23 protein-coding genes are annotated in these 21,915 nt (G+C 73.1%); 19 read left to right on the top strand and 4 right to left on the bottom strand.

The genetic code is table 11. From position 1 onward, the window contains the following. Window positions 1-600: 600 nt before the first annotated feature. The 12 genes from L2C96_RS30820 to L2C96_RS30775 all read left to right on the top strand — a co-directional run bounded on the left by L2C96_RS30820 (window position 601) and on the right by L2C96_RS30775 (window position 12,716). Entirely contained in the window at window positions 601-1,626 is a 1,026-nt protein-coding gene (locus L2C96_RS30820) for a LacI family DNA-binding transcriptional regulator (protein ID WP_027936483.1), read from the top strand. Further along, a complete protein-coding gene (locus L2C96_RS30815) occupies window positions 1,623-2,579 on the top strand; it encodes a carbohydrate ABC transporter permease (RefSeq protein ID WP_237338699.1) in 957 nt (318 codons plus the stop codon). The genes L2C96_RS30820 and L2C96_RS30815 overlap by 4 nt, the downstream gene beginning before the upstream one ends. 4 nt (window positions 2,580-2,583) lie before the next feature. Continuing rightward, on the top strand, window positions 2,584-3,411 hold the full coding sequence (locus L2C96_RS30810; protein ID WP_237338698.1) for a carbohydrate ABC transporter permease: 828 nt from the start codon (window positions 2,584-2,586) through the stop codon (window positions 3,409-3,411). Between the two features lie 26 nt (window positions 3,412-3,437). Beyond that, the gene (locus tag L2C96_RS30805) at window positions 3,438-4,712 is read left to right on the top strand and encodes an ABC transporter substrate-binding protein (protein WP_237338697.1); all 1,275 of its coding nucleotides are present in this window, start codon (window positions 3,438-3,440) and stop codon (window positions 4,710-4,712) included. 34 nt (window positions 4,713-4,746) lie between these two features. Beyond that, on the top strand, window positions 4,747-5,907 hold the full coding sequence (locus tag L2C96_RS30800; protein ID WP_237338696.1) for an ADP-ribosylglycohydrolase family protein: 1,161 nt from the start codon (window positions 4,747-4,749) through the stop codon (window positions 5,905-5,907). Window positions 5,908-5,951: 44 nt separating this feature from the next. Beyond that, entirely contained in the window at window positions 5,952-6,074 is a 123-nt protein-coding gene (locus L2C96_RS44765; RefSeq protein WP_272883476.1) for a hypothetical protein, read from the top strand. Between the two features lie 32 nt (window positions 6,075-6,106). Next, window positions 6,107-6,229 carry a hypothetical protein gene (locus tag L2C96_RS44760; RefSeq protein ID WP_272883475.1) on the top strand — a complete coding sequence of 41 codons (123 nt, stop codon included), beginning with the start codon at window positions 6,107-6,109 and terminating at the stop codon, window positions 6,227-6,229. After that, window positions 6,226-7,554 (top strand): ADP-ribosylglycohydrolase family protein, encoded by a 1,329-nt coding sequence (locus L2C96_RS30795; protein ID WP_237338695.1) that lies wholly within the window; start codon window positions 6,226-6,228, stop codon window positions 7,552-7,554. The genes L2C96_RS44760 and L2C96_RS30795 overlap by 4 nt, the downstream gene beginning before the upstream one ends. Next, window positions 7,551-8,444, top strand: a complete 894-nt coding sequence (locus tag L2C96_RS30790) for a ribokinase (protein WP_237338694.1) — start codon at window positions 7,551-7,553, stop codon at window positions 8,442-8,444. The genes L2C96_RS30795 and L2C96_RS30790 overlap by 4 nt, the downstream gene beginning before the upstream one ends. Further along, entirely contained in the window at window positions 8,441-10,363 is a 1,923-nt protein-coding gene (locus tag L2C96_RS30785; RefSeq protein WP_237338693.1) for an SUMF1/EgtB/PvdO family nonheme iron enzyme, read from the top strand. The genes L2C96_RS30790 and L2C96_RS30785 overlap by 4 nt, the downstream gene beginning before the upstream one ends. Next, window positions 10,360-11,568: a CaiB/BaiF CoA transferase family protein gene (locus tag L2C96_RS30780; RefSeq protein ID WP_237338692.1), complete on the top strand. Its 1,209-nt coding sequence runs from the start codon at window positions 10,360-10,362 to the stop codon at window positions 11,566-11,568. Before L2C96_RS30785 ends, L2C96_RS30780 begins: the two co-directional genes overlap by 4 nt. A 323-nt stretch (window positions 11,569-11,891) precedes the next feature. Beyond that, window positions 11,892-12,716 (top strand): HpcH/HpaI aldolase/citrate lyase family protein, encoded by an 825-nt coding sequence (locus L2C96_RS30775; RefSeq protein ID WP_237338691.1) that lies wholly within the window; start codon window positions 11,892-11,894, stop codon window positions 12,714-12,716. Window positions 12,717-12,747: 31 nt separating this feature from the next. Here L2C96_RS30775 and L2C96_RS30770 read toward each other — a convergent pair whose 3' ends face one another. Further along, the gene (locus L2C96_RS30770) at window positions 12,748-13,386 is read right to left on the bottom strand and encodes an HD domain-containing protein (RefSeq protein ID WP_237338690.1); all 639 of its coding nucleotides are present in this window, start codon (window positions 13,384-13,386) and stop codon (window positions 12,748-12,750) included. 104 nt (window positions 13,387-13,490) lie between these two features. Here L2C96_RS30770 and L2C96_RS30765 point away from each other — a divergent pair, with 104 nt between their 5' ends. After that, the gene (locus L2C96_RS30765) at window positions 13,491-14,444 is read left to right on the top strand and encodes a GlxA family transcriptional regulator (RefSeq protein WP_237338689.1); all 954 of its coding nucleotides are present in this window, start codon (window positions 13,491-13,493) and stop codon (window positions 14,442-14,444) included. Window positions 14,445-14,991: 547 nt separating this feature from the next. On the opposite strand, the gene L2C96_RS30760 is transcribed toward L2C96_RS30765, so the two are convergent. Together L2C96_RS30760 and L2C96_RS30755 are read right to left on the bottom strand one after the other, a co-directional pair. After that, entirely contained in the window at window positions 14,992-15,561 is a 570-nt protein-coding gene (locus L2C96_RS30760) for a TIGR03086 family metal-binding protein (RefSeq protein WP_237338688.1), read from the bottom strand. 56 nt (window positions 15,562-15,617) lie between these two features. Beyond that, window positions 15,618-16,475, bottom strand: coding sequence for an MBL fold metallo-hydrolase (locus L2C96_RS30755; protein ID WP_237338687.1), 858 nt, complete (start codon window positions 16,473-16,475; stop codon window positions 15,618-15,620). Between the two features lie 67 nt (window positions 16,476-16,542). Between L2C96_RS30755 and L2C96_RS30750 the strand changes: the two genes are divergently transcribed. Genes L2C96_RS30750 through L2C96_RS30735 form a run of 4 tightly spaced genes read left to right on the top strand, consistent with a single transcriptional unit; the run spans window position 16,543 to window position 18,989 of the window. Next, window positions 16,543-16,683 carry a hypothetical protein gene (locus L2C96_RS30750; protein ID WP_237338686.1) on the top strand — a complete coding sequence of 47 codons (141 nt, stop codon included), beginning with the start codon at window positions 16,543-16,545 and terminating at the stop codon, window positions 16,681-16,683. Then, complete coding sequence (locus L2C96_RS30745) at window positions 16,670-17,974, top strand: amidase (RefSeq protein ID WP_237338685.1); 1,305 nt, start codon at window positions 16,670-16,672, stop codon at window positions 17,972-17,974. Before L2C96_RS30750 ends, L2C96_RS30745 begins: the two co-directional genes overlap by 14 nt. Window positions 17,975-18,008: 34 nt before the next feature. Beyond that, the gene (locus tag L2C96_RS30740; RefSeq protein ID WP_027936656.1) at window positions 18,009-18,431 is read left to right on the top strand and encodes a DUF5946 family protein; all 423 of its coding nucleotides are present in this window, start codon (window positions 18,009-18,011) and stop codon (window positions 18,429-18,431) included. Between the two features lie 9 nt (window positions 18,432-18,440). After that, window positions 18,441-18,989 (top strand): TetR/AcrR family transcriptional regulator, encoded by a 549-nt coding sequence (locus tag L2C96_RS30735; protein WP_237338684.1) that lies wholly within the window; start codon window positions 18,441-18,443, stop codon window positions 18,987-18,989. Window positions 18,990-19,140: 151 nt separating this feature from the next. On the opposite strand, the gene bla is transcribed toward L2C96_RS30735, so the two are convergent. Beyond that, a complete protein-coding gene (bla, locus tag L2C96_RS30730) occupies window positions 19,141-20,019 on the bottom strand; it encodes a class A beta-lactamase (protein ID WP_237338683.1) in 879 nt (292 codons plus the stop codon). A 73-nt stretch (window positions 20,020-20,092) separates the two neighbouring features. On the opposite strand from bla, the gene L2C96_RS30725 reads away from it, so the two are divergent. After that, window positions 20,093-20,968 carry a LysR family transcriptional regulator gene (locus tag L2C96_RS30725; RefSeq protein ID WP_237338740.1) on the top strand — a complete coding sequence of 292 codons (876 nt, stop codon included), beginning with the start codon at window positions 20,093-20,095 and terminating at the stop codon, window positions 20,966-20,968. Continuing rightward, complete coding sequence (locus tag L2C96_RS30720) at window positions 20,965-21,864, top strand: serine hydrolase (RefSeq protein WP_020423277.1); 900 nt, start codon at window positions 20,965-20,967, stop codon at window positions 21,862-21,864. The genes L2C96_RS30725 and L2C96_RS30720 overlap by 4 nt, the downstream gene beginning before the upstream one ends. Window positions 21,865-21,915 lie beyond the last annotated feature (51 nt).

Below are 21,915 nucleotides of genomic sequence, written 5' to 3'. Positions count from 1 at the left end.
TGGTTCGGGCGGGGGGCAGCGCGGGATGCGTCGCGGGGCGTGTGGTTCGGGCGGGGTAGCGCGGGATGCGTGGCGGGGCGTGTGGTTCGGGCGGGGTAGCGCGGGATGCGTGGCGGGGGTGTGGCCGCGCGGGGTAGCGCGGGATGCGTGGCGGGCGTGTGGCCCCGCGGGGTAGCGCGGGATGCGTGGCGGGCGTGTGGCCCCGCGGGGCAGTGCGGGATGCGCCGCGGGCGTGTGGCTTGCGCGGGATAGCGCGGATGGCGTCGTGGGGAGTGGTTCACGCGCGGGGTAGCGCGGGATGCATCGCGGAGCGTAGGACACGGGCGGGGCAGCGCGGCGGGTATCGCGGAGTGTGGGAAGCTCGTAGCGGAGCGTAAAAACCCCGCCGCGAACAGTAGGGCGAGCGCCACCGCCTGCCGCGCGAGCTCAGCCGCCCGCTGACCAGCGTCGAAGCCGCCACCGCGACCCCACGCGCACCCCGGTGTTGACACCCCTCGAACCGGATGTCACTATTCCCCGCAGCCCCTTGGAATCGTTTCCAACCACCGAGCGTCACGGGTTGGAAACGTTTCCAAGGCAACGAACGACGACGGAGCGACAATGACGTCTACACGGGCCACGCTGCTGCAGGTGGCCGAACGAGCCGGGGTGTCTCTGGCCTCGACCTCGCGCGCCCTGCACGGCACCGGCGCTAGCCCGGCCATGATCGAGCGCGTCCGGGCCGCCGCGGAGGAGCTGGGTTACAGCCCGGACGCCATCGGCCGCTCGCTGCGGATGAAGAAGACCTTCCAGATCGCGTTCGCGGTCGCCGACATCGGCAACCCGGTCTACGTCGAGATGATGCGGGCCATCCACGAGGTCCTCGCGCCGCACGGGTACCGCGTCGTGGTCATGACCACCGGCGACACCTCGACCTCGACGGCCGACCTGGTGCGCAGCCTCAACAGCGGTTTCGTCGACGGCATGGTCATCAGCCCGCTGCGCACCGACGACCGCCTGATCGAGGAGATCCAGCAGGCCGCCGTCCCGGTCGTGGTCATCGGCCGCGCCCTGGACGCCCACGGCATCAGCTCGGTCTCCACCGACTCCGCGGGCGGCATCGGCCAGGCGGTCCGCCACCTGAAGGAACTCGGGCGCCGCCGGATCGGCTTCCTCAACGGCCCCCTCGACACCACCCCCGGCCAGGCCCGCCAGCGCGGCTTCGAAGCCGCCGCGGGCACGGGCCACACCACCGAGGTCGCCAAGGACTTCACCGTCGCCGCCGGCCTCACCGCTGCGCGCCGCCTGCTCGCCGCGGCCCCGGAGCGCCTCGACGCCATCGTCGCGGCCAACGACCTGCTCGCCATCGGCGCCATCCACGCCATCCGCGAACTCGGGCTGTCCGTGCCGGACGACATCGCGGTCACCGGCATGGACGACACCGAGATCGGCCGCGTCTTCCACCCGACCCTGACCAGCGTCTCCCTCGGCAGCACCGAGCGCGGGCGCGCCGCCGCGCAGCTCATGCTCCGCCTCGCCGACGACGCCGGCCAGGACGCGCAGCAGGTCACCGTCGGCCCGGAGCTGATCGTGCGCGGTTCCACCGTCCCCGCCGCGGGCGGGCTCACCGAGGGAGGCCGGCGATGACCCTGGCCGCGGACACCCGCGCCCCCGCACCCGCACCGGCGCCCCGCAAGCGCCGCAAGGGCACCATGGCCCGCTCGCGCCGCCGCGAGGCGATCGCGCTGGTGATGCCGTCGCTGATCCCGATCCTGGTGCTCAGCGTCGCGCCGCTGGTGATGGGCCTGGCGCTGGCGTTCACCGACGCCCGCCTGGTCCGCAACCCCGACTACGACTTCACCGGCATCGACAACTTCACCAAGCTGGCGGGCAACTCGTTCTTCTGGGACAGCCTCCGCATCGGTCTGATTTGGACGGTCGGCGTCACCGTGCTGCAGCTGGCCGCCTCGATGGGCCTGGCGCTGCTGCTCAACTCGGGCCTCAAGCTGCAGGGCCTGACCCGCGTGCTCGCCCTCATCCCGTGGGCGATGCCGCCGGTCGTCGTGGCGATCATGTGGCAGATGATCTACTCGGCCAACGGCGGCCCGCTCAACGCCTTCCTCGGCAGCGTCGGCCTGCCCGCCGACACCAACTGGCTCGGCGACTTCTCCACCGCCCTGCCCGCGGTGATCGTCGTCGGCGTGTGGGTCGGCATGCCGCAGACCACCGTCACCCTGCTGGCCGGTCTGCAGCAGATTCCGCAGGACCTGCACGAGGCCGCGGCGGTGGACGGCGCGGGCGCGTGGCGGCGGTTCACTGCGGTCACCTGGCCCAGCCTGCGGCCGATCGTCACCTCGATCACGTCGCTGAACTTCATCTGGAACTTCAACTCGTTCTCGCTGGTCTACGTCCTCACCGAGGGCGGGCCGGGCGGAAAGACGATGGTGCCGGTGCTCTTCATCTACCTCGAAGCGTTCAAGAACCGCAACATCGGCTACGCGGCGGCGATGGGGCTCGTGCTCGTGATCATCGTCGTGCTGCTGCTGGCGGTCTACCTGCGGTCGCAGTTCCGCGACGACCGCGCCGAGCGGGGGCGGTGACCACATGCGCGTCCTCGTGCGTCCCGCCCAGTACCTGGCGCTGGCGGCCTACATCCTGTTCCTCGGCTTCCCGCTGCTGTGGCTGATCTCGGCGTCGGTGAAGTCCTCCGGCGAGCTCAACTCGCTCACCGTCAGCCTGCTGCCGCAGCAGTGGCACTGGGACAACTACACCGAAGCGCTCGACCGGCAGGGCCTGGTGCACTCGGCGGGCAACAGCCTGGTCGTGGCGCTGGTGTCCACTGCGCTGGTCATCGTGATCGCGCTGCCCGCGTCCTACGTGCTCGCCCGGCTCCAGGGCAAGATCCGCGCCGCCGGCGTGGGCTGGATCCTGGTGTCCCAGGTCTTCCCGGTGGTCCTGGTGATCCTGCCGCTGTTCCTGATCCTGCGCACCATCGGGCTGGCCGACAGCCTGGCCGGGCTGACGCTCGTGCACACCACCTACACGCTGCCGTTCGCGCTGTGGATGCTGCAGGGCTACGTCAGCGCGATCCCGGTCGACCTGGAAGAGGCCGGCGCGATGGACGGCGCGGGCCGGTGGACCGTGCTGCGCCGGATCGTGTTCCCGCTCCTGATGCCCGGCATCGTCGCCACCGCGATGTTCAGCTTCGTCTCCTCCTGGAACGAGTTCTTCTTCGCGCTGGTGCTGCTCCAGTCGCCGGAGAACTACACGCTGCCCATCACGCTGAACATGTTCATCGGCGGCGAGGGCAAGGTTTCCCTCGGCCCGCTCGCCGCGGGCGCCGTGCTCGCCGCGATCCCCAGCATCGTCTTCTTCACCATCCTGCGCCGGAGGCTCACCAGCGGGCTGATGGCCGGGGCGGTGAAGGGATGAACCCCCGGAAAACGAAAGGTCGGTCAATGAAGTCTCGACGTTTGGTGACGGCCGCGCTCGCGGCGGCCGCGAGCCTGCTGTTCACCGCGTGCTCCAGCGGCGGTGACAGCGCCGGCGGCCCGGTGACGCTCAAGTTCCAGTCCCTGTCGGACCAGCCCGCGGCGATCGCGGCGACGAACAAGATCGTCGACGACTGGAACAAGGCGCACCCCGACGTCAAGGTCGAGGTCGTGCAGGCGGGCTGGGACGGCGTCTACGACAAGCTGATCACGCAGTTCAACGCGGGCAGCGCGCCGGACATCATCCACTACGAGGCTGCCGGCGTCGTCCCGTTCGCCAAGGACGGCTACCTCGCCGACCTCACGCCGTACCTGTCGGAGCAGAAGAAGACCGACATCCCCAAGGGCGTGCTGGACTCGGTCACCGTGGACAACCAGGTGATCGCCTACCCGACCGAGCTGCAGTCCTATGTGGTCTTCGCCAACCGGGCGCTGCTGCAGAAGGCCGGGGTCACCGTCCCGGCCGGCGACACGATGACCTGGGACCAGCTGCGGGAGATCGCGAAGGCGACCACCCGCGACGGCGCCTACGGTCTCGGCTGGGGCCTGTCCAGCCCGACCGCCGCGATGGTCGCGCTCGCGCCCGGCTTCGGCGGCAAGTACTTCGACGGCACCGGCACCGACGCGAAGATCAGCGTCGGCCAGGGTGAGATGGCCCTGCCGCAGCTAGTGGACGCGATGGCGCACCAGGACAACTCGATCCTGCCGGTCACGCTGACCCAGTCCGGTTCCAAGGCGCTGGCGCCGTTCTACGCCGGGCAGACCGCGATGACGATCCAGGGTTCGTTCCAGGCCGCGAACATCGCCAAGGACGCGCCCGCCGGTTTCGACTGGGTCGTGCTGCCGCCGCTGGCCGGCCCCGCCGGTCCCGCGCAGGCCGCCAACCCGCAGACGCTGTCGGTGAACAAGGACTCCGCGCACGTCGAGCAGGCCGCGCAGTTCATCGAGTTCTTCACCAACACCGAGAACCTGGCCGCGCTCAACGAGGCCGACGCGCTGATCCCGGCGACCACTTCGGCCCGCGAGGCGCTGACCACGAAGCTCGGCGCGCAGAACGGCTGGAAGGAGATCCTGTCCTCGGGCCAGTACCTCACCTCCGCGCCGTACCTGTTCGTCGACAAGTACGCGCAGTGGAAGGACACCGTCGCTACCCCGGCCTACCAGAAGTTCCTGGCGAAGCAGATCGACGCGAACGGTCTGTCGAAGGAACTGACGGACGGCTGGAACTCCATCAACCGGTAGCGACCGGACCATCTGGAAGGGAAACGTGAAGCCGGTGACCTGGCTGGAAGACCGAGCGGTGGCGGTGATCACCGGGGCGGCCGTGGGGGACGCGCTGGGTGGCGCCACCGAGGGGTGGACCCCGGAACAGATCGAGGAGCGCCACGGCGGCCGGGTGACCGGCATCGTCGGGCCGTGGTTCCCGAACTGGCGGGAGGCGCGCCCGATCGCGCCGTACCACAAGGGGGACGGGCACGTCACCGACGACACCCTGATGACCCGCGCGCTCGTCGAGGTGTACGCGAAGCGCCGCGCGCACCTCGACGCGTACGCGATGGCCGAGGACCTGGTGCCGCTGATGATCGGCGAACCCAGGTGGGTGCCCGAGCTGGAGTCGACCGCGCTGCTGCTGCAGCGGGTGTTCCTGGCGGAGAAGTGGATCGTCGCCCGGCTCCACTACGGGCACGTCGACCCGCGGGAGGCCGGGGTCGGCAACGTCGTCAACTGCGGCGCCGCGATGTACGTGGCGCCGGTCGGGCTCGCCAACGCCGGGGACCCGCGCGGCGCCTACGCCGAGGCGATCGACCTGACCGGCGCCCACCAGTCCAGCTACGGCCGGGAGGCGGCCGGCGTGTTCGCGGCGATGGTCGCGGCGTCGGTCGCCCCCGGCGCGACGCTGGACGACGTGGTCGCGGCGGCGCTGGACGTCGCGCACGACGGCACCGCCGCCGCCCTCCGCGCCGTGGTGGACGCCTTCGACGGCTGGACTTCCGCACCGTCCAACGACGACGAGGAGCGGGAGCTGGCCCGGCTGATCCGGGACACGGTCGCGCCCTATGACTCGGTGGGGCCGCAGTACCGGCAGATGTCGATGGACGCGCGGCGGCCGTCGCGCACCAAGTCGATCGAGGAGCTGCCCGCCGCGCTCGGGTTCGTGCTCGGCCACCGCGGCGACTACCGCGGCGCGGTCCTGGGCGCGGTGAACTACGGCCGGGACGCCGACTCGATCGCGGTGATGGCGGGCGCGCTTTGTGCCGGTCTCGGTGGCACGGCGGCCGTGCCCGCCGACTGGATCGACGCGATCGGCGAGGCGAGCAGGATGGACCTCCGCGAAACCGGGCGGCTGATGGCCGCGGCGGCCGCGGACATCCTGAAGGCGGACCGGGAACGCGCACTGGCGCGGCTGCGGACGCTGGACGCGCTGGACCAGGCGTGACGGTGCGGGACGACAGCAGCTGGGGGTTGTGTGAGGAGGGTGGCGTGACTGTGCGGCTGGAGTGGCGGGATCCGGTGGTGATCGCGCGGTCGGCTGGGCCGGTGAGTCGGCAGGTGGGCACGGCGCAGGCCGGGACGCCGCGGCGGCGGACGGGGGAGCGGTCGTGAGGCTCGGCTGGGGGTTGTGTGAGGAGGGTGGCGTGACTGTGCGGCTGGAGTGGCGGGATCCGGTGGTGATCGCGCGGTCGGCTGGGCCGGTGAGTCGGCAGGTGGGCACGGCGCAGGCCGGGACGGCGCCGCGGCGGATGGGGGAGCGGTCGTGAGGCTGACCTGGGCGCAGCCCGAGGACCTGCTGGCCCACGAGCTGGTGCAGTCCGCCGCCGAGGGCCGGGACGTCACCGTTATCCGGGACCGCTGGGTCGCGGCCGGTGGCGACCCGGTGCCCGCGGTGAGCGGCGCCGGTCCGCGGCCGGCCACCCCGGAGCTGCGGGCGCTGGCCCGCGACCTGCTCGACGAGCTGGCCGCGCTGCCCGCCACGCCGGCGCCGCACGAGCCGGACGACTGGGACGCTATCGCCGAGCTGCTGCCGCCCGCGCCGGAACTGCCCGGCGGCAGCGGGCGCGTGCTCGACGCGTGGACCGGCCGCGCCGCCGGGTGCCTGCTCGGCAAGCCGGTCGAGAAGATCCCCCGCGAGGGCATCGAGGAGATCCTGCGCGCCACCGGCCGCTGGCCGCTCGACCGCTGGTTCACCGCCGTCGGCCTGCCGGACGAGGTCGCCACGCGGTGGCCGTGGAACCGCCGCTCCGCCCCGACCTCGTTGGCGGAGAACATCGACGGGATGCCGGAGGACGACGACCTCAACTACCCGATGCTCGCGCTCACTCTCCTGGAGCAGCGCGGCCGCGGGTTCACCACCGACGACGTCGCCCAGCTGTGGCTGGACAACCTGCCCGCCGGGCGGGTGTTCACCGCCGAGCGCGCCGCCTACCGCAACATCCTGGACGCCCGCCCGGTGCCGGAGACCGCCACGCACCACAACCCGTTCCGCGAGTGGATCGGCGCGCTCATCCGGACCGACGTGTTCGGCTGGGTCTCGCCGGGCGACGTGCGCGCCGCGGCCCGGATGGCGTGGACCGACGCCCGCCTGAGCCACACCCGCAACGGCATCTACGGCGCGATGTGGGCCGCCGCGCTCGCCTCGGCGTCGATGGTGTGCGGCACCGCCGACGAGGTGCTGGACGCGGCGGAAACCGTGATCCCGCCGGACAGCAGGCTCGCGCAGGCCGTCCGGTTCGGACGGTCGCTGGCCGGTCTCGGCGTCGACGCGGGACTGGACCGCCTGCACGCCGAATACGGGCACCTGCACTGGGTCCACGTCCTGAACAACGCGGCCGTCATCGCCTTCGCGCTGGCCAGGGGCGGCGGCGAGTTCGGCCCGAGCATTTCGATCGCGGTCACCGCGGGCTGGGACACCGACTCGGCGGCCGCTACTGTCGGCGGCGTCGTCGGCGCCCTGCACGGGGTGCCGGACCAGTGGGCGAAACCGCTGGACGACCGCATCGCGACCTCGCTGCCGGGCGGGGAGCAGCGCATCACCGACCTCGCGGCCCGCACGGCCGCCCTGACCGTGGAACGAGGTGCCGCATGACCGGGCAGGTCGTGGTCGTCGGCTCGGCCAACGTCGACCTCGTCGTCGACGTGCCGCGCCATCCGGGTGGCGGGGAGACGATCCTCGGCGGCGACCTGCGCCGCACCCCCGGTGGCAAGGGCGCGAACTCGGCTGTCGCCGCGGCGCGGGCCGGGGGAGCGGACACCACGTTCGTCGGCGCCCTGGGCCGCGACGAGTCCGCCGATCTGCTGCTGGCCTCCCTGGAGCGAGCCGGGGTCCGCACCGACCTGGTGTCCCGTGTGGACGCCCCGACCGGGACCGCGCTCATCACCGTCTCCCCGGACGGCGAGAACGCCATCGTGGTCGCGCCCGGCGCCAACGCGCGCCTCGAACTGACCGCCACCCAGGTCGAGCGGATCGCGCACGCCGACGTCGTGCTGGCGCAGCTGGAGATCCCGCTCGACATGGTGCGCGCGGCCGCCGCCGCGCGACGGCCGGGCGCCCGGATGGTGCTCAACGCGGCGCCGTCGCAGGACCTGCCCGGTGACGTCTGGGCGGCGCTGGACCTGCTGGTAGTCAACGAGTACGAGGCCGCCGACCTCGCGCACACCCAGGCCGCGCCAGAGGAGCTGGCCGCGGCGCTGCTGGAGCGGGTGCCCGCCGTGGTGATCACGCTCGGCGCTGAGGGATCCCTGGTGGCGCAACGGGACCGCGAGCCCGTGCGGGTGCCGGGCGTCAAGGTGGCCGCGGTCGACACGACCGGCGCCGGGGACACCTTCTGCGGCGTGCTCGCGGCCGGGCTCGCCCGCGGACTGGACCTGGCCGGCGCCGCCCGGCTCGCCGGCGCCGCGGCCGCCCTCGCGGTCACCCGGCCCGGCGCGCAGGACGCCGTGCCCACCGTCGCGGAGGTCGAGGAGAGCGCGAAATGACCTACACGTTCGACCCGCTCGTGCCGCGCCCGATCGACCGGCCCACCGAGGTCCCGCTCGGCCCGCTCACCGAGGACCAGCTGGTCGCGCTGGACGAGGCGAAGATCTTCGCGGGCCCGGCGGACCCGGCCGACCGCCCGGCGTGGCGCGAGCGGCTGCGCGAGTGGCGCGCGGACGCCCGCGGGCGGCACGGCTACACCGGCGCGGCCTACGAGCGGCCCGGAGCGGCGTGGGCGGCGCGGTGCCGCACGGTCGCGCAGGTGTGGCTGTGGGACGAGCTGCTCTACGACTTCGAACAGGGCCGCTTCACGCCGGAGCGGTTCCTCGCCGACGCCCGGGAACGGTTCGCCGGCCTGGACGCGGTCGTGCTGTGGCACGCCTACCCGGTGATCGGCCTGGACGACCGCAACCAGTGGGACTTCTACCGCGACGTGCCCGGGCTGACCGATCTCGTGCGGCAGTTCCACGACGCGGGCCTGCACGTGTTCGTCGACTACAACCCGTGGGACGTCGGCACCCGCCGCGCCGGGGACGACCTCGAGGAGCTCGCGTCGCTGGTCGCCGACCTCGGCGCGGACGGCGTCTTCCTGGACACCCTCAAGAAGGCGGAACCCGAGTTCGTCAAGGCCCTGGAGCGGGCGAAGCCGGGGATCGTGCTGGAGGGCGAGTCGAAGCTGCCGGTCGAGCGGATCGAGGACCACGCGTCGTCGTGGGCGCAGTTCTTCGCCGACTCGCCCGTGCCCGGCGTGCTGCGCGCGCACTGGTACGAGCGGCGGCACATGCAGCACCACGTCCGCCGCTGGCACCGCGACCACACCGAGGAACTGCAGTCGGCGTGGCTCAACGGCGTCGGCGTGATGGTGTGGGAGGTCGTCTTCGGCGTGTGGGTCGGCTGGTCGCGCCGGGACGCGGCGACGGTGCGGCGCATGGTGACCGTCCAGCGAGCGGCCGAGGACCTGCTGCTGCACGGCGAGTGGACGCCGCTGGCCGAACTCGCGCCCGGCGCGGAGGAGGCCGGGGTGTACGGCTCCCGCTGGGACCTCGGCGACCAGACACTGTGGACGGTCGTCAACCGGAGCGACGAGGACTACACCGGCCCGGTCGCGCCCGGAATCCCGTTGCTGGGTCCGGGTGTGCCCGCGCGAGGGATCGCCGCTTTCCTGCGTGCCGAGACGGAACCCACGTGGGTGAAGGAACTGCCGGACGTGCCGCACGATCCGGACGCCCGCTTCCCGCACCGCCTCGCCGTGCGCAAGCAGCCGGCCCGCAGCACCGGCACGCCCGACCCGGACGCGGTGGTCGTGCCCGCCGGACCGTACGTGCTGACCGTCCGCTACCGCGCCCGCGAGACCGGGATGTACCAGGGCGCGCCGTACGTCGACGAGTGGAAGCCGCTGCCGCCCCGGCTGCACGACGCGCGCACCCTCCAGCGTGACGGCGTGCTCGCGAACGCGGTGGCCGTCGCGGCGACCGAGGTGACCAACGCGCAGTTCACCGAGTTCCTGGAGCGGACCGGCTACCGGCCGGCGCAACCGCACCGGTTCCTCGCCTGGAACACCGACGCCGACGCGCCGGTGACCTACGTGGACCTCGACGACGCCCGCGCGTACTGCGCGTGGCGCGGCGGGCGGCTGCCCACCGAGGACGAATGGCAGCTCGCGGGTGAGACCGGCCTGCTGCGCCGCGGCGAGCCCGCCGTGTGGAACTGGACCGAGAGCGAGCACTCCGACGGGCGCACCCGGTTCGTGATGCTCAAGGGCGGCTGCGACTACCGCGCCGAAGGCTCCGACTGGTACGTCGAAGGCGGCCGCCGCGACCCGGACTACAGCGTGAAGCTGCTCCTGCCCGGGCTCGGGCTGGCGCGCGGCGCGACCGTGGGGTTCCGCTGCGCCTGGGACTTGCCGGAGGTGACCGCGTGACCGTCTCCCGGGACCCCGCCGCCGGGGCGCTGGCCGGGTTGCGCGTCGTCGACGCCGCCACGCTGTTCGCCGGCCCGATGGCCGCGATGCACCTGGGCGACATGGGCGCCGAGGTGATCAAGGTCGAGCACCCCGGCCGTCCCGATCCGGCGCGCAACCACGGCGTCGCCAAGGACGGCGTCAACCTGTGGTGGAAGACGCTCGGCCGCAACAAGCGCACCATCACCGCCGACCTGGGCAAACCCGGCGGCCGGGAGGTGTTCCTGAAGCTGGCCGAGCGGTCGGACGTGATCATCGAGAACTTCCGGCCGGGCACGCTGGAGCGCTGGGACCTGGGCTACGACGAGCTGTCCGCGCGCAACCCGCGGCTCGTGCTCGCCCGCGTCACCGGGTTCGGGCAGATCGGCCCGTACCGGCGGCGGCCCGGGTTCGGCACGCTGGCGGAGGCGATGAGCGGGTTCGCGGCCGCCACCGGGGAACCGGACGGGCCGCCGACGCTGCCGCCGTTCGGGCTCGCCGATGGCATCGCCTCGCTGGCCACCGCGTACGCGATCATGGTGGCGCTGTCGGCGTGTGAGCGGACCGGGCGCGGTCAGGTCGTGGACACCGCGATCGTGGAGCCGATCCTGGCGATGCTGGGGCCGCAGATCACGCGGTGGGACCAGCTGCGCTCGGTGCAGCCGCGCACCGGCAACCGGTCGGTGAACAACGCGCCGCGGAACACCTACCGCACCGGCGACGGGCAGTGGGTCGCCGTGTCGACGTCGGCGCAGTCGATCGCCGAGCGCGTGATGCGGCTGGTCGGCAGGCCGGACCTGATCGACGAGCCGTGGTTCGCCAGCGGCGCGGAGCGCGCGAAGCACGCCGACGAGCTCGACGAGGCCGTGGGCGGGTGGATCGCGCGGCACACCCGCGACGAGGTGGTCGCCGAGTTCGAGGCCGCGCAGGCCGCGGTGGCGCCGATCTACGACGCCGAGGACATCGTCGAGGACCCGCAGTTCCGCGCCCTGGGCACGATCCACGAGATCGAGGACCTAGAGCTGGGGCCGACGCTCATGCAGGGGCCCATCTTCCGGCTGTCCGGTCACGACGGGGTCATCGCCCACACGGGCCGTGCGCACGGCGCGGACACCGACGAAGTGCTGGGGGAGCTGGGTTTCGCGCCGTCCGAGGTGGCGCGGCTGCGTGAGGAGGGTGCGGTGTGAGTGCGCCCGCGTTGACGCTGTTGCATGCGCCCGCGGATCGGGTCGTGAAGGTGCTGGGTGTCGCGTCTTCGGTGGTGGCGGGGTTGCGTGAGGAGGGCGCGGCGTGAGTGCGCCCGCGTTGACTCTGGTGCCGGCTGGCCGGCGGGACCGGGTGGGGAAGGTGCTGTTCGCGCCGTTGGTCGTGGCGCGGATGCGTGGGGAGGGTGTGGTGTGAGCGCTCCGGCGTTGACTCTGCTGTATGTGCCGGCCGATCGGCCGGATCGGGTGGTGAAGGCGCTGTTCGCGCCGTTGGTCGTGGTGCGGTTGCGTGAGGAGGGTGTGGTGTGAGCGCTCCGGCGTTGACCCTGCTGTATGTGCCGGCCGATCGGCCCGACCGGGTGGCGAAGGCGCTGGATTCGGCCGCCGACGTCGTGCTCGTGGACCTGGAGGACGCCGTCGCCCCGGCTCGCAAGGACGAGGCGCGAGCGAACGCGGTGCGGCTGCTGTCGGAGTCGCTCGCCCGCCGCGTGCAGGTGCGCATCAACCACGCGAGCACGCCGTGGCACACGGCGGACCTGGCGGCTCTGGCCGGTTTGCCGGTGGAGGTGGGCGCGCGGATCCCGAAGGTCGAGTCTGCTCAGGAGATCCACGCGCTGGCCGAGGCGTTGCCCGGCCGGGAGCTGCACCCGCTCATCGAATCCGCGCTCGGCGTCGAGCGGGCACTGGAGATCGCGACGGCGTCGGCGCAGGTCGCCTCCATCGGCCTCGGCGAAGCGGACCTGCGCTCCGACCTCGGGGTGACCGACGAGGCCGGGCTGGCCTGGGCGCGCAGCCGGGTGGTCGTCGCCGCGCGCGCTGCCCGCCTGGTGCCGCCGGTGATGTCGGCCTACACCAACGTCCGTGACCTGGACGGGCTCGCCGCGTCCTGCCGCGCGGGGCGGGCGCTGGGGTTCCGCGGGCGCACCGCGATCCACCCGGCCCAGCTGGACACCATTCGGGTCGCTTTCCTGCCCAGCGAACAAGAAGTGTCACGGGCCCGCGAGGTGCTGTCCCGGCTGGACCACGCCACCGCGGCCGGCGTCGGGGCGATCGCCCTGACCGACGGCACCTTCCTCGACGTGGCGATGCTGGAGCAGGCCCGCACGGTCCTCGCACTCGCGGGGGAGTGACGCCTGGTCCGCGGAGGCGCCGGCGGACGGATCATTCCGGCCAGTCGTTGCGGAGGATCACCTCCACGAAGTCGATGTGCCGGTAGGCGGGGTCGACGTGTTCGAGGACGTCGGCGTTGACCGTGCCGAAGGTGGAGTCCGGGCGGTGCCGGAAGCCGTCGGCGAAGGCCTGGATGATGCGGCGCTTGAAGTCCGGGCGCGGGTGGGCCGCGACGACGGCCGCGAGGTCGGACTCGGCCAGCTTGTCCCGGCCGATGCCGAGCACGTCGGTCTCCACACCCGCGGTCACGAGGGCCACCTCGGGTTCCAGCCGCCACGGCACCTCGGGGGTGGTGTGCAGGGCGATGCCCTCCCACACCTTGCGCACGGAGTCCTCGGGCACGCCGTGGGATTCGAGGAAGCGGCGGGCCTCGTCGGCGCCGTCGAGTTCGAACCGCTGCGTCGCGCCCCGGTGCTTCTCGGTGAGGCCGAGGTCGTGGAACATCGCGCCGACGTAGAGCAGTTCCGGGTCGGCGGTGAGGCCGAGGCGGCGGCCCTGCAGCGAGCCGAACAGGAACACCCGGCGCGAGTGGTGGAACAGCAGGTCGTCGGTCGCGTCGCGGACCAGCTCGGTGGCTTCGGCGGCGAGCGCGGAGTCGGGGATGGTGATGCCGGCGATCACGGTGGTCATCGGTGGTGTCCTTTCTGGTCCCCTCGAGCGTCGCAGCGGCGGGGTTGCCTGCGCTCCTCGATTCGCGACGTACTCTCCACAGATCGGGACGTGTGGAGGTGCGCGTGCGGCGGCTGGCGCTACTGGTGTTCGACGAGGTGAAGCTGCTCGACGTGGCCGGGCCGAGCGAGGTGTTCGCCGAGGCCAACCGGTTCGGCGCGGACTACCGGCTGGTGCTGTGCTCGGTCGGCGGGCGGGACGTGTCGTCGTCGACCGGCATGCGGATCCCCGTCGACGCCGACGTTGCGGACACCGGGCCGCTGGACACGGCTCTGGTGATGGGCGGCGACGTGTTCCCCGCGCGCGCCGTCCCGCCGGAACTGGCCGAGGCGGCGCGGACCATCGCGGGGCGGGCGAAGCGGGTCGCGTCGATCTGCACGGGATCGTTCGTGCTCGCCGCGGCGGGACTGCTGGACGGCCGCCGGGCCACGACGCACTGGCAGCACGCCGCGACGCTGGCCCGCGCGCACCCGGCGATCCAGGTCGAGCCGGACGCGATCTTCGTGGAGGACGGGCCGGTGTTCACCTCGGCCGGGGTCACGGCAGGCATCGACCTGGCGCTGGCGCTGGTGGAGCGCGACCACGGGCCCGAGCTGGCCCGCCGCGTGGCGCGGTCGCTGGTGGTGTTCCTGCAGCGGCCCGGCGGGCAGTCGCAGTTCTCGCCGTCGCTGCGCGGCCCGGCCCCGAAGACCCCGCCACTGCGCGCGGTGTGCGACGCGGTCGCGGCGGACCCGGCGGGGGACCACTCGCTGCCGAAGCTGGCCGCGCGGGCGGGTCTGAGCACCCGCCACCTGACGCGGCTCTTCCAGGAGGAACTGGGCACCACGCCGGCCAAGTACGTGGAACTGATCCGCTTCGACGCGGCGAAGTCCCTGCTCGACGCGGGCCACCCGGTGACCGCCACGGCCTACGCGAGCGGCTTCGGCAGCGCCGAATCCCTGCGGCGCGTGTTCGTGCAGCACACGGGCGTCTCGCCGAGGGCGTACCAGCAACGGTTCCAGACGAGCCGCCGAACCTGAGGTGGTTCGCGGACGAGTGGGCCTGCCCCCGCGGGTAGTGCGCCGATGCGGGGCAGCGCGCCATCCCCTCCGGAAGGCCGACCCGCCAGCTCTTCGCACCTCAGGTTCCAGTCGGCAATGCGCGCCGCCGCGTGGGTGGTCCGAGGCCTTGGCGGGCCGGACCACCCGCCGTCCCAGCGCGTTGCCCATTGATCCGGCGCGCGGTCCCGCACCGAAATGGCGGCCGGTGGCCGTATGCGCCAAGCCCTCCGCAGGCCGGACCCGCGCCGCCCCGCGCGCTGCCCGCTCTGGCACGCGGCGGCACACCGGACCTCCATCGATCCAGCGCGCTGCCGCGCGGGCCGATCCGGCGCGCTGCTGCGGACCACCGCCGACTCGGCGCGCTACCCACCGATTCGGCGCGCTGCCGCGGGCCGGACCACCCACCACCCCAGCGCGCCGCCGCGTGGGTGGTCCGAGGCCTCGGCGGGCCGGACCACCGCCCGGCCCGCGGCCGCGCGCCGACGCGGCGCCGACCCGCCCAGCCGCGTCCGCTGTCAGGCTCCCCTCACACGCGGCGCCCCACGAACGCCAGCATCCGCGTCTGCTCGTCGGCGTCCGGCGGCGGCGTCACCTCCGGCCCGAAGAAACCCGGCCGCCGCACGACGTGTTGCCTCGCCCAGTCCGCGGCCAGCGCCACCAGGTCCGCGTCGGCCCGCACGTCCATGCCCAGCGCGTGCCCGATGTCCCAGCTGTGCACCACCGTGTCGGTGATCATCAGCGGCACCACCGCGGCCAGCGGCACCTCGCCGATGCCGGTGATCGACGTGGTCCGCGCCAGCGCCTCCCCGGTCAGCGCCGGCATCGACGCCGCCCGCGCCTTGCGCCACGTCTCCACCGGGTCGTCGCCGGTCCACGTGCCCGGCCGCGGCGATCCCGGCGCGCCTGACCGGTCCGGGTCCGGCTCGCCCACCGCCCACGCCCGCATCTGCCACTGGCCCCAGATCAGATGCCCGGCCACGTCCCGCACGGTCCACTCCGCGCACATCGACGGCACGTCCCACCGGTCGTCCGGCACCGCCGCCAGCACCGCGTCCAGCCCGTCCTGCGCCCGCCGGTACTGCTCCATCAGTTCCATCGCCGACTCCTTTCCTCGGTTGACCCGAGGACGAACGGCGACGACCGGACTCGACATCACGCCGGCAGAATTTTCAGCCCCCCGTTCGCGGTGACGACGCGGCCACCGGTCGGCGGCGGGAAGTGGGTGCCCAGCAGCAGGGTTCCGCTGTCGGCCAGCGACGCCAGCAGCGACCGGCGCGTCGACTCGGCGAGCGCCGGATCGATGTCGACACAACTGGTGATCCCCGGGTGCGCCAGCTGGACCGGGTGGTGCACGCAGTCACCGGTGATCACCGCGCTGCTGTTCCCGCTGGTCAACCGCACGGCGACGTGCCCGGGGGTGTGGCCGGGCGTGGGGACCAGCCGCACCCCGGGCGCGACCTCGACGCCGCCGTCGGGCACGTCGACCAGGTCGAGCAGCCCCGCGTCCGCCACCGGCTCGACCGAGTCGCGGAACATCTGCCGCCGCGGCTCGTCCATGTCGTAGCCCGACCAGAAGTCCCGTTCGGCGCGTGAGGTCAGGTAGCGGGCCCGCGGGAAGGTCGGCACCCACTCGCCGTCCACCAGCCGCGTGTTCCAGCCGACGTGGTCGGTGTGCAGGTGCGTGAGCACGACCAGGTCCACCGACTCCGGCGCGAATCCCGCCGCCGTGAGCCGGTCCAGGTAGCCGGTGCGCAGGTCGTGCCACGCCGGGTTGGCGCGCTGCTTGCCGTCGCCGATGCCGGTGTCGACCAGGATCCGCAGACCGCCGGCCGTGACCGCGAAGCTGTGGCTGGCCAGGCGCAGCACGTCGCCGTCGGCGAAGTCGGGCCGCAGCCAGTCGTGCCGGTTCACGACGTCCGGCGTCGCGCCTGGCAACAGCCAGGGACCGGTCTCGGGCGGCAGCAGCACCTCGTCGACCCGCTGCACCGTGATGTCACCCACGAACCACATGACACCTCCTAAACGCAATGTGTTTGCGTTAAGGTTAACGCAAACACTTAGCTTTAGGAGGAGGACCATGTCATCCGAAGTCCGGCCCGAGGTGGTGGCCACCGCCGACCACATCGACACCGTGGTCGGTGTCCTGCGCGAACTCGACCTCGGCGAGACCGCGCCGGCGGCGGTCTACCAGGCGGGAGAGTCCGATGCGGCCCGCTGACCTGACGCTGTCCGGCGCGGCGGCGGCCGTGCGGAGCCGCGAACTGTCCCCGGTCGAACTGGTCGACGACGTGCTGATGCGCATCGAGGAGGCCGACGCCCGTCTCGGCGCGTACGTCGCCGTCACCGCCGACCGTGCCCGGGACGCCGCCCGCGAGGCCGAGCGCGAGATCGCGAGGGGCGGCGTGCGCGGGCCGCTGCACGGAATCCCGATGGGGCTCAAGGACCTGATCGACGTCGCCGGGCTGCCGACCACCGCGAGTTCCCGCGTGCGGGCCGGGCACCGAGCCGAGTCGGACAGCGCGGTCGCGGCCCGGCTGGCGGGGGCCGGCGCGGTCCTGGTCGGCAAGACCCACACGCACGAGTTCGCCTACGGGCTGATCACGCCGCAGACGGTCAACGCCCGCGACGGCGGGCGAATCGCAGGCGGGTCGAGCGGCGGATCCGCGGTGGCGGTCGCGGCCGGGATGGCGACCTTCTCGCTGGGCACCGACACCGGCGGCTCGATCCGGGTGCCCGCGGCACTGAACGGGGTCGCCGGTTTCAAGCCGAGCTACGACCTGGTGCCGCGGGAGGGGGTGGTGCCGTTGTCCTGGTCGCTGGACCACGTCGGGCCGATCACGCGCACCGCCGAGGACGCCGCGCTCGTGATGGAAGTCCTGTGTGGAGTATCCACCGTGGAGCCGTCCGGGCTGCGGGTCGGCGTGCCGGGGAACTACTACTTCGACCACGTCGACCCCGAGGTCGAATCGGCGGTGCGGGCGGGAATCAGCCGACTGGAGGCGCTCGGCGCGCGGCTGGTGGATGTCGAAATCCCCATGACGCGGTACGTTCAGGGAGTCCAATGGGGACTGATGGTCCCGGAAGCAAGCGCTTACCACGACCCGACTGTGCACGCGGTGTCCGAGCTCTACGCCGCGGACGTGCGGGTGCTGCTCGAAGCCGGGCGCCGGATGTCCGCTGTGGACTACCTGCGGGCCCAACGGGCGCGGACGCTCATGCGACGTGAGTGGTCGCGTCTGATGGAGACGGTCGACGTGATCGCCGCCCCGGCCGTGCCGGTCACCGCGGTGCCGGTGGGGCAGGAGAGCGTGACCTGGCCCGACGGGACGACAGAGAGCGTCTCGGATGCCTACGTGCGGTTGTCGGCGCCGGCCAACATCACCGGGCTGCCGTCGCTGACCGTGCCCGTGGGGGAGGACCGGGCGGGGCTGCCGATCGGGATGCAGCTCATCGGCCGCGCCGGGGGTGACGGCGTGGTGCTGGGGCTGGGCCGGGCGTTCGAGCGTTGACCCTCCAGCCGGTGGAGACGCTAGCGTCGGACGCGTGACGTGTGCGGAGTGCGGTGGGGCCGGTCCCTGCGATGAGTTGTTCCAAGTGGTGCTGGCGCTGGACCACTCGCGGCAGGAGCCGTGGGGGCCGTTGCACGGGGTGACCGTGGGGTGTTTCCTGCTGCAGCACCCGAGCCGGCTGCCGGAGCGGGACCGGGGGCGGAACTGGGCGATCGTCCGCGCCTTCGTGGACGGTGGCCGCCCCGCGGTGGCCGGTCTCACCGCGGCGGTCCGCCGGGCCAACTCGCATCGGGCCCGTGGTGCGCTGCCGGAGTTCGATGCGCCGCCGGGTGGCGCGGGGCCGTTCGAGGTCACGATCGCCGACGTCGCCCAGGACGGGACGTTTCCGGCGGCGGGGTTCGAGGAGCGGGTCCGGGCCTGGGCGCGGGCCACGCTTGACGCACAATCGTTGCGTTAAGCTGGGGGTGTGAGCCGCAAGCCGATGGTGCGCCCCGGCGGCCGCAGCGCGCGGGTGCAGGAGTCCGTGCACGCCGCGGTTCGTGCCCTGGAGGCCGAGGCCGGGCGGGAGGCGCTGACGGTGCCGCTGATCGCCGCGCGGGCCGGCGTGACGCCGTCGACGATCTACCGCCGCTGGGGCGACCTGCACGAGCTGCTGTCGGACGTCGCGGTGGAACGCCTCCGGCCCGAGTCGCCGCCCGAGGACCACGGCTCGCTGGGGGCTGACCTGGCGGCGTGGGCGGAGCAGTTCCTGGAGGAGATGTCCGCGCAGCCCGGGCGCGCCTACATCCGGGACGCGCTGCTCGGGGACGACACCAACGCCAGCCGGTGCTCGGCGTACGCGGCGGAACAGATCGAGGTGATCCTGGCGCGAGCGGCCCAGCGCGGCGAGGCGGCGCCGGAGGTGGAGACGGTGCTGGACCACGTGGTGGCGCCGATGATGTACCGGATCCTGTTCCGCCCGGACGGCCTGTCGCCCAGCTACGCGCGGCGGCTGGTGGAGGAGTTGCTGGGCTGAGCTTTTGCCGGATGGCTGGACCTCTCGCGCGGTCACCGCTGTTCCTGCCGTGGGCACGAGCGGGCCGCCAACCGGAGCGCCGACTTGATGGGCTGGGCAATCGCGCGCACACGATTGGCCCAACCCCGATCAAGCCGCAGAGCAACCCCACCTACCGCAGCGCTTCGACCACCCGCGAGGTCGCCTCGGCGAGCAGCTTGTTGTCGTACGAAGCGTCGGCGGTCGCTCGGCTCGACATCAGCGCCAGCACGATCGGCGCACGGTTCGGCGGCCAGATCACCCCGATGTCGTTGCGGGTGCCGTAGTCGCCGGTGCCCGTCTTGTCCGCCACCGGCCACTCGGACGGCACGCCGGCGCGGATGAGCTCCGTCCCGGTCTTGTTGCGGCGCATGATCCCGGCCAGCAGATCCCGCTTGTCTGCAGGCAACGCCTCGCCCAGGAGGAACGCTCGCAGGCTGCCCGCCATCGCCCGCGGAGTGCTCGTGTCCCGGACGTCGCCGGGAATGGCCGAGTTCAGCTCGACCTCGAGCCGGTCCGGGTGGGTCGTCGTGTCGCCGATCTCGCGCAGCACGGCCGCCAGCCCTGCCGGGCCGCCCACCTCCGCGAACAGCAGGTTCGCCGCCGTGTTGTCGCTCTGCAGCAGCGCCGCCTCGGCCGCCTCGCGCACCGTCACGCTCCGCCGGTCCTTCGTGATCGGCGAGTTCGGCTGGATGTCCGCGTCGGTGTAGGTCACCACTTTGTCCAGGTCGACGTTCCGCCGCAGCACGGCGCCCGCCAGCGGCGACTTGATCGCCGACGCGTAGTTGAACCGCTCGTCGGCCCGGTGCGTGATCTCCCGCCCGGTCCCGGTGTCGATCGCGTACACCCCGAGCCGCGCGTCGAACCGCGCTTCCAGATCGGCGAAGTCCACCTGCGGCGCCGGCGCCACAGTCGAAACGGCGGGCGGCGGCGGGGGCGGTTCCGCGGCACACGCCCCGACCAGCCCGAAGACGAGCAGGACCACCACGGCGCGAAGAGTTCGAACAAGCATGGCCCCAGCCTCCCGTGCCCACTCGATGCCGTCGAAGACGAAAAAGACAGTTTCCATGCGGATCCGGCATAAGATGCGCGGCGTGGATCTCGTCGGCGCCTGCCGGGCCTTCGTCAGCGTCAGCGAGCGCGGCAGCTTCACCCTCGGCGCGGCCGCGGCCGGCATCCCCCAGCCGGTCGCCAGCCGCCGCATCGCCGCGCTCGAACAGCACCTCGGCGACCGGCTCTTCGACCGCTCGACCCGGCGCGCGGTGCTGACGCCGTTCGGCCGCGACGTGCTCCCCGCGGCCGCCCGGCTGGTCCGCCTCGCCGACGCCTTCGAACACGACGCCCGCCGCGCGCGCCGCCGCCCGTTGCGGTTCGCCGTGCCGGACTGGTGCTCCGCCCGCGAGCTCGCCCACCTCGACGCCGAAGCCCGCGACCACGACCTCGTCCTCGACTTCCGCCCCGCGCCGCCCGCCGAACGCGCCGGCCTCGTCCGCACCCAGGAGGTCCGCGCCGCCCTCACCACGGTCCCGGAGGACGAAGCCCGCTGGCGGGTGCCTCTCGGTGTGGCCACAGCGGTGCCGCCGGCCGCGCACACGGTCTACCTGGAAACCCTGCGCGTCGGCCGCGGCGACGACGGCCCGGCCCGGCGCGTGTGGCTGCAACCCGAGGACGACGTGCCGCACATCCGCGACCGGCTCACCCACCTGCGTGACGCCCTCGGGCTGCGGCCCTCGCAGGTCGTCACCGCGGAGTCGCTGGTCACCGCGGTCGCCGACGTGCTCGGCACCGCCGACCTCCTGCTCTGTTCGGAGGCGCAGGCCGCCGAGCTGGACCTGCACTGGCGGCCGCTCGGCGAGGTCCGCCTGGTCCGCGGCTACGCGCTGGCCACGACGTACAGTGACGACAGCGAGCGCCTGCGGCCGCTGTCGCGGTCGATCGGCCGATGCCTGGGGGAGACGTGAACACCGAAGCGCTGCTGCGCGAGCTGCGGGACCAGCTCGACGACGCCGGCCTGCGCGGGTCGTTCCTGGTGCGGGACCTGCGCAGCGGCGAGGAGATCGCGATCGAGCCGGACGCGCAGTGGCCGTCCGCGTCGCTGGTCAAGGTGCCGCTCGCGGTCGCCACGCTGGAACGGATCCGGCTCGGCGAACTCGACGGCGCCACCCAGCTGGACATCGAACCCGGCCGCATCACCACTCCCGGCCCGACCGGGCTGAGCCGGTTCCGCCACCCGGCGCGCGTCGCCGTCGACGACCTGCTCTACCTCAGCACGGCGATCAGCGACGGCGTCGCGGCCGACGCGTTGTTCGGCCTCACCCCGCCGCCTGAGGTCGCCCGGATCCTGAAGGGGTTCGGCATCGAGGGCATCACCGTCCGGCACCCGGTGCAGGAGCTGGCCGACACACCCGCGGAACGCTTCGAGCGCGGCGAGGTGCACCTGGCGTACGCGCTGGCCGTGGACGCGGGCACCGCTGGGCGCGGGCACCGCATCCCGCAACTCGACGTGACCCGCGCGAGTTCCGGTTCGGCGCGGGCGTTCGCGGACCTGCTGCAGGCGCTGTGGACGCCGTCGGCGATCCCCGCCGAGGTCGCCGCCCGGGTGCGGGAACTGATGCGGCACAACGTGGTCCGGCACCGGCTCGCGCCGGACTTCGTCTCCGACGCGTCGGTGTGGTCGTCCAAGACCGGCACGGTGCTGACGCTGCGGCACGAGATCGGGGTGGTCGAGCACGCCGACGGGCAGGCCTTCGCGGTGGCGGCGCTGACCGAGTCGCGCGTGGCGGCGGCGCAGCAGCCCGGCGCGGAGGCCGTGATGGCGCGGGTCGCCCGCCGGCTGCGGGACCACCTGCGGCTCTAGATGAGTAATTCCGATCTTGGTTAGTGGTCGTAGGCGATCAGGGATCGGGTT

The sequence above is a fragment of the Amycolatopsis tucumanensis genome, assembly GCF_021654135.1.
Taxonomy (GTDB): domain Bacteria; phylum Actinomycetota; class Actinomycetes; order Mycobacteriales; family Pseudonocardiaceae; genus Amycolatopsis_E; species Amycolatopsis_E tucumanensis.
Note: the sequence above shows the minus strand (reverse complement) of the source record. Positions and strands in the feature narration are given on the sequence as shown.

What these genes read in the sequence shown, in the direction of transcription:
- L2C96_RS30810 (WP_237338698.1), top strand. Translation starts at nt 2,584, where the DNA reads ATGCGCGTCCTCGTGCGTCCCGCCCAGTACCTGGCGCTGGCGGCCTAC.
- L2C96_RS30750 (WP_237338686.1), top strand. Translation starts at nt 16,543, where the DNA reads ATGTCATCCGAAGTCCGGCCCGAGGTGGTGGCCACCGCCGACCACATC.
- bla (WP_237338683.1), bottom strand. Translation starts at nt 20,019, where the DNA reads ATGCTTGTTCGAACTCTTCGCGCCGTGGTGGTCCTGCTCGTCTTCGGG.
- L2C96_RS30770 (WP_237338690.1), bottom strand. Translation starts at nt 13,386, where the DNA reads ATGACCACCGTGATCGCCGGCATCACCATCCCCGACTCCGCGCTCGCC.
- L2C96_RS30815 (WP_237338699.1), top strand. Translation starts at nt 1,623, where the DNA reads ATGACCCTGGCCGCGGACACCCGCGCCCCCGCACCCGCACCGGCGCCC.
- L2C96_RS30790 (WP_237338694.1), top strand. Translation starts at nt 7,551, where the DNA reads ATGACCGGGCAGGTCGTGGTCGTCGGCTCGGCCAACGTCGACCTCGTC.
- L2C96_RS30745 (WP_237338685.1), top strand. Translation starts at nt 16,670, where the DNA reads ATGCGGCCCGCTGACCTGACGCTGTCCGGCGCGGCGGCGGCCGTGCGG.
- L2C96_RS30805 (WP_237338697.1), top strand. Translation starts at nt 3,438, where the DNA reads ATGAAGTCTCGACGTTTGGTGACGGCCGCGCTCGCGGCGGCCGCGAGC.
- L2C96_RS30785 (WP_237338693.1), top strand. Translation starts at nt 8,441, where the DNA reads ATGACCTACACGTTCGACCCGCTCGTGCCGCGCCCGATCGACCGGCCC.
- L2C96_RS30755 (WP_237338687.1), bottom strand. Translation starts at nt 16,475, where the DNA reads ATGTGGTTCGTGGGTGACATCACGGTGCAGCGGGTCGACGAGGTGCTG.
- L2C96_RS30725 (WP_237338740.1), top strand. Translation starts at nt 20,093, where the DNA reads ATGCGCGGCGTGGATCTCGTCGGCGCCTGCCGGGCCTTCGTCAGCGTC.
- L2C96_RS30760 (WP_237338688.1), bottom strand. Translation starts at nt 15,561, where the DNA reads ATGGAACTGATGGAGCAGTACCGGCGGGCGCAGGACGGGCTGGACGCG.
- L2C96_RS30820 (WP_027936483.1), top strand. Translation starts at nt 601, where the DNA reads ATGACGTCTACACGGGCCACGCTGCTGCAGGTGGCCGAACGAGCCGGG.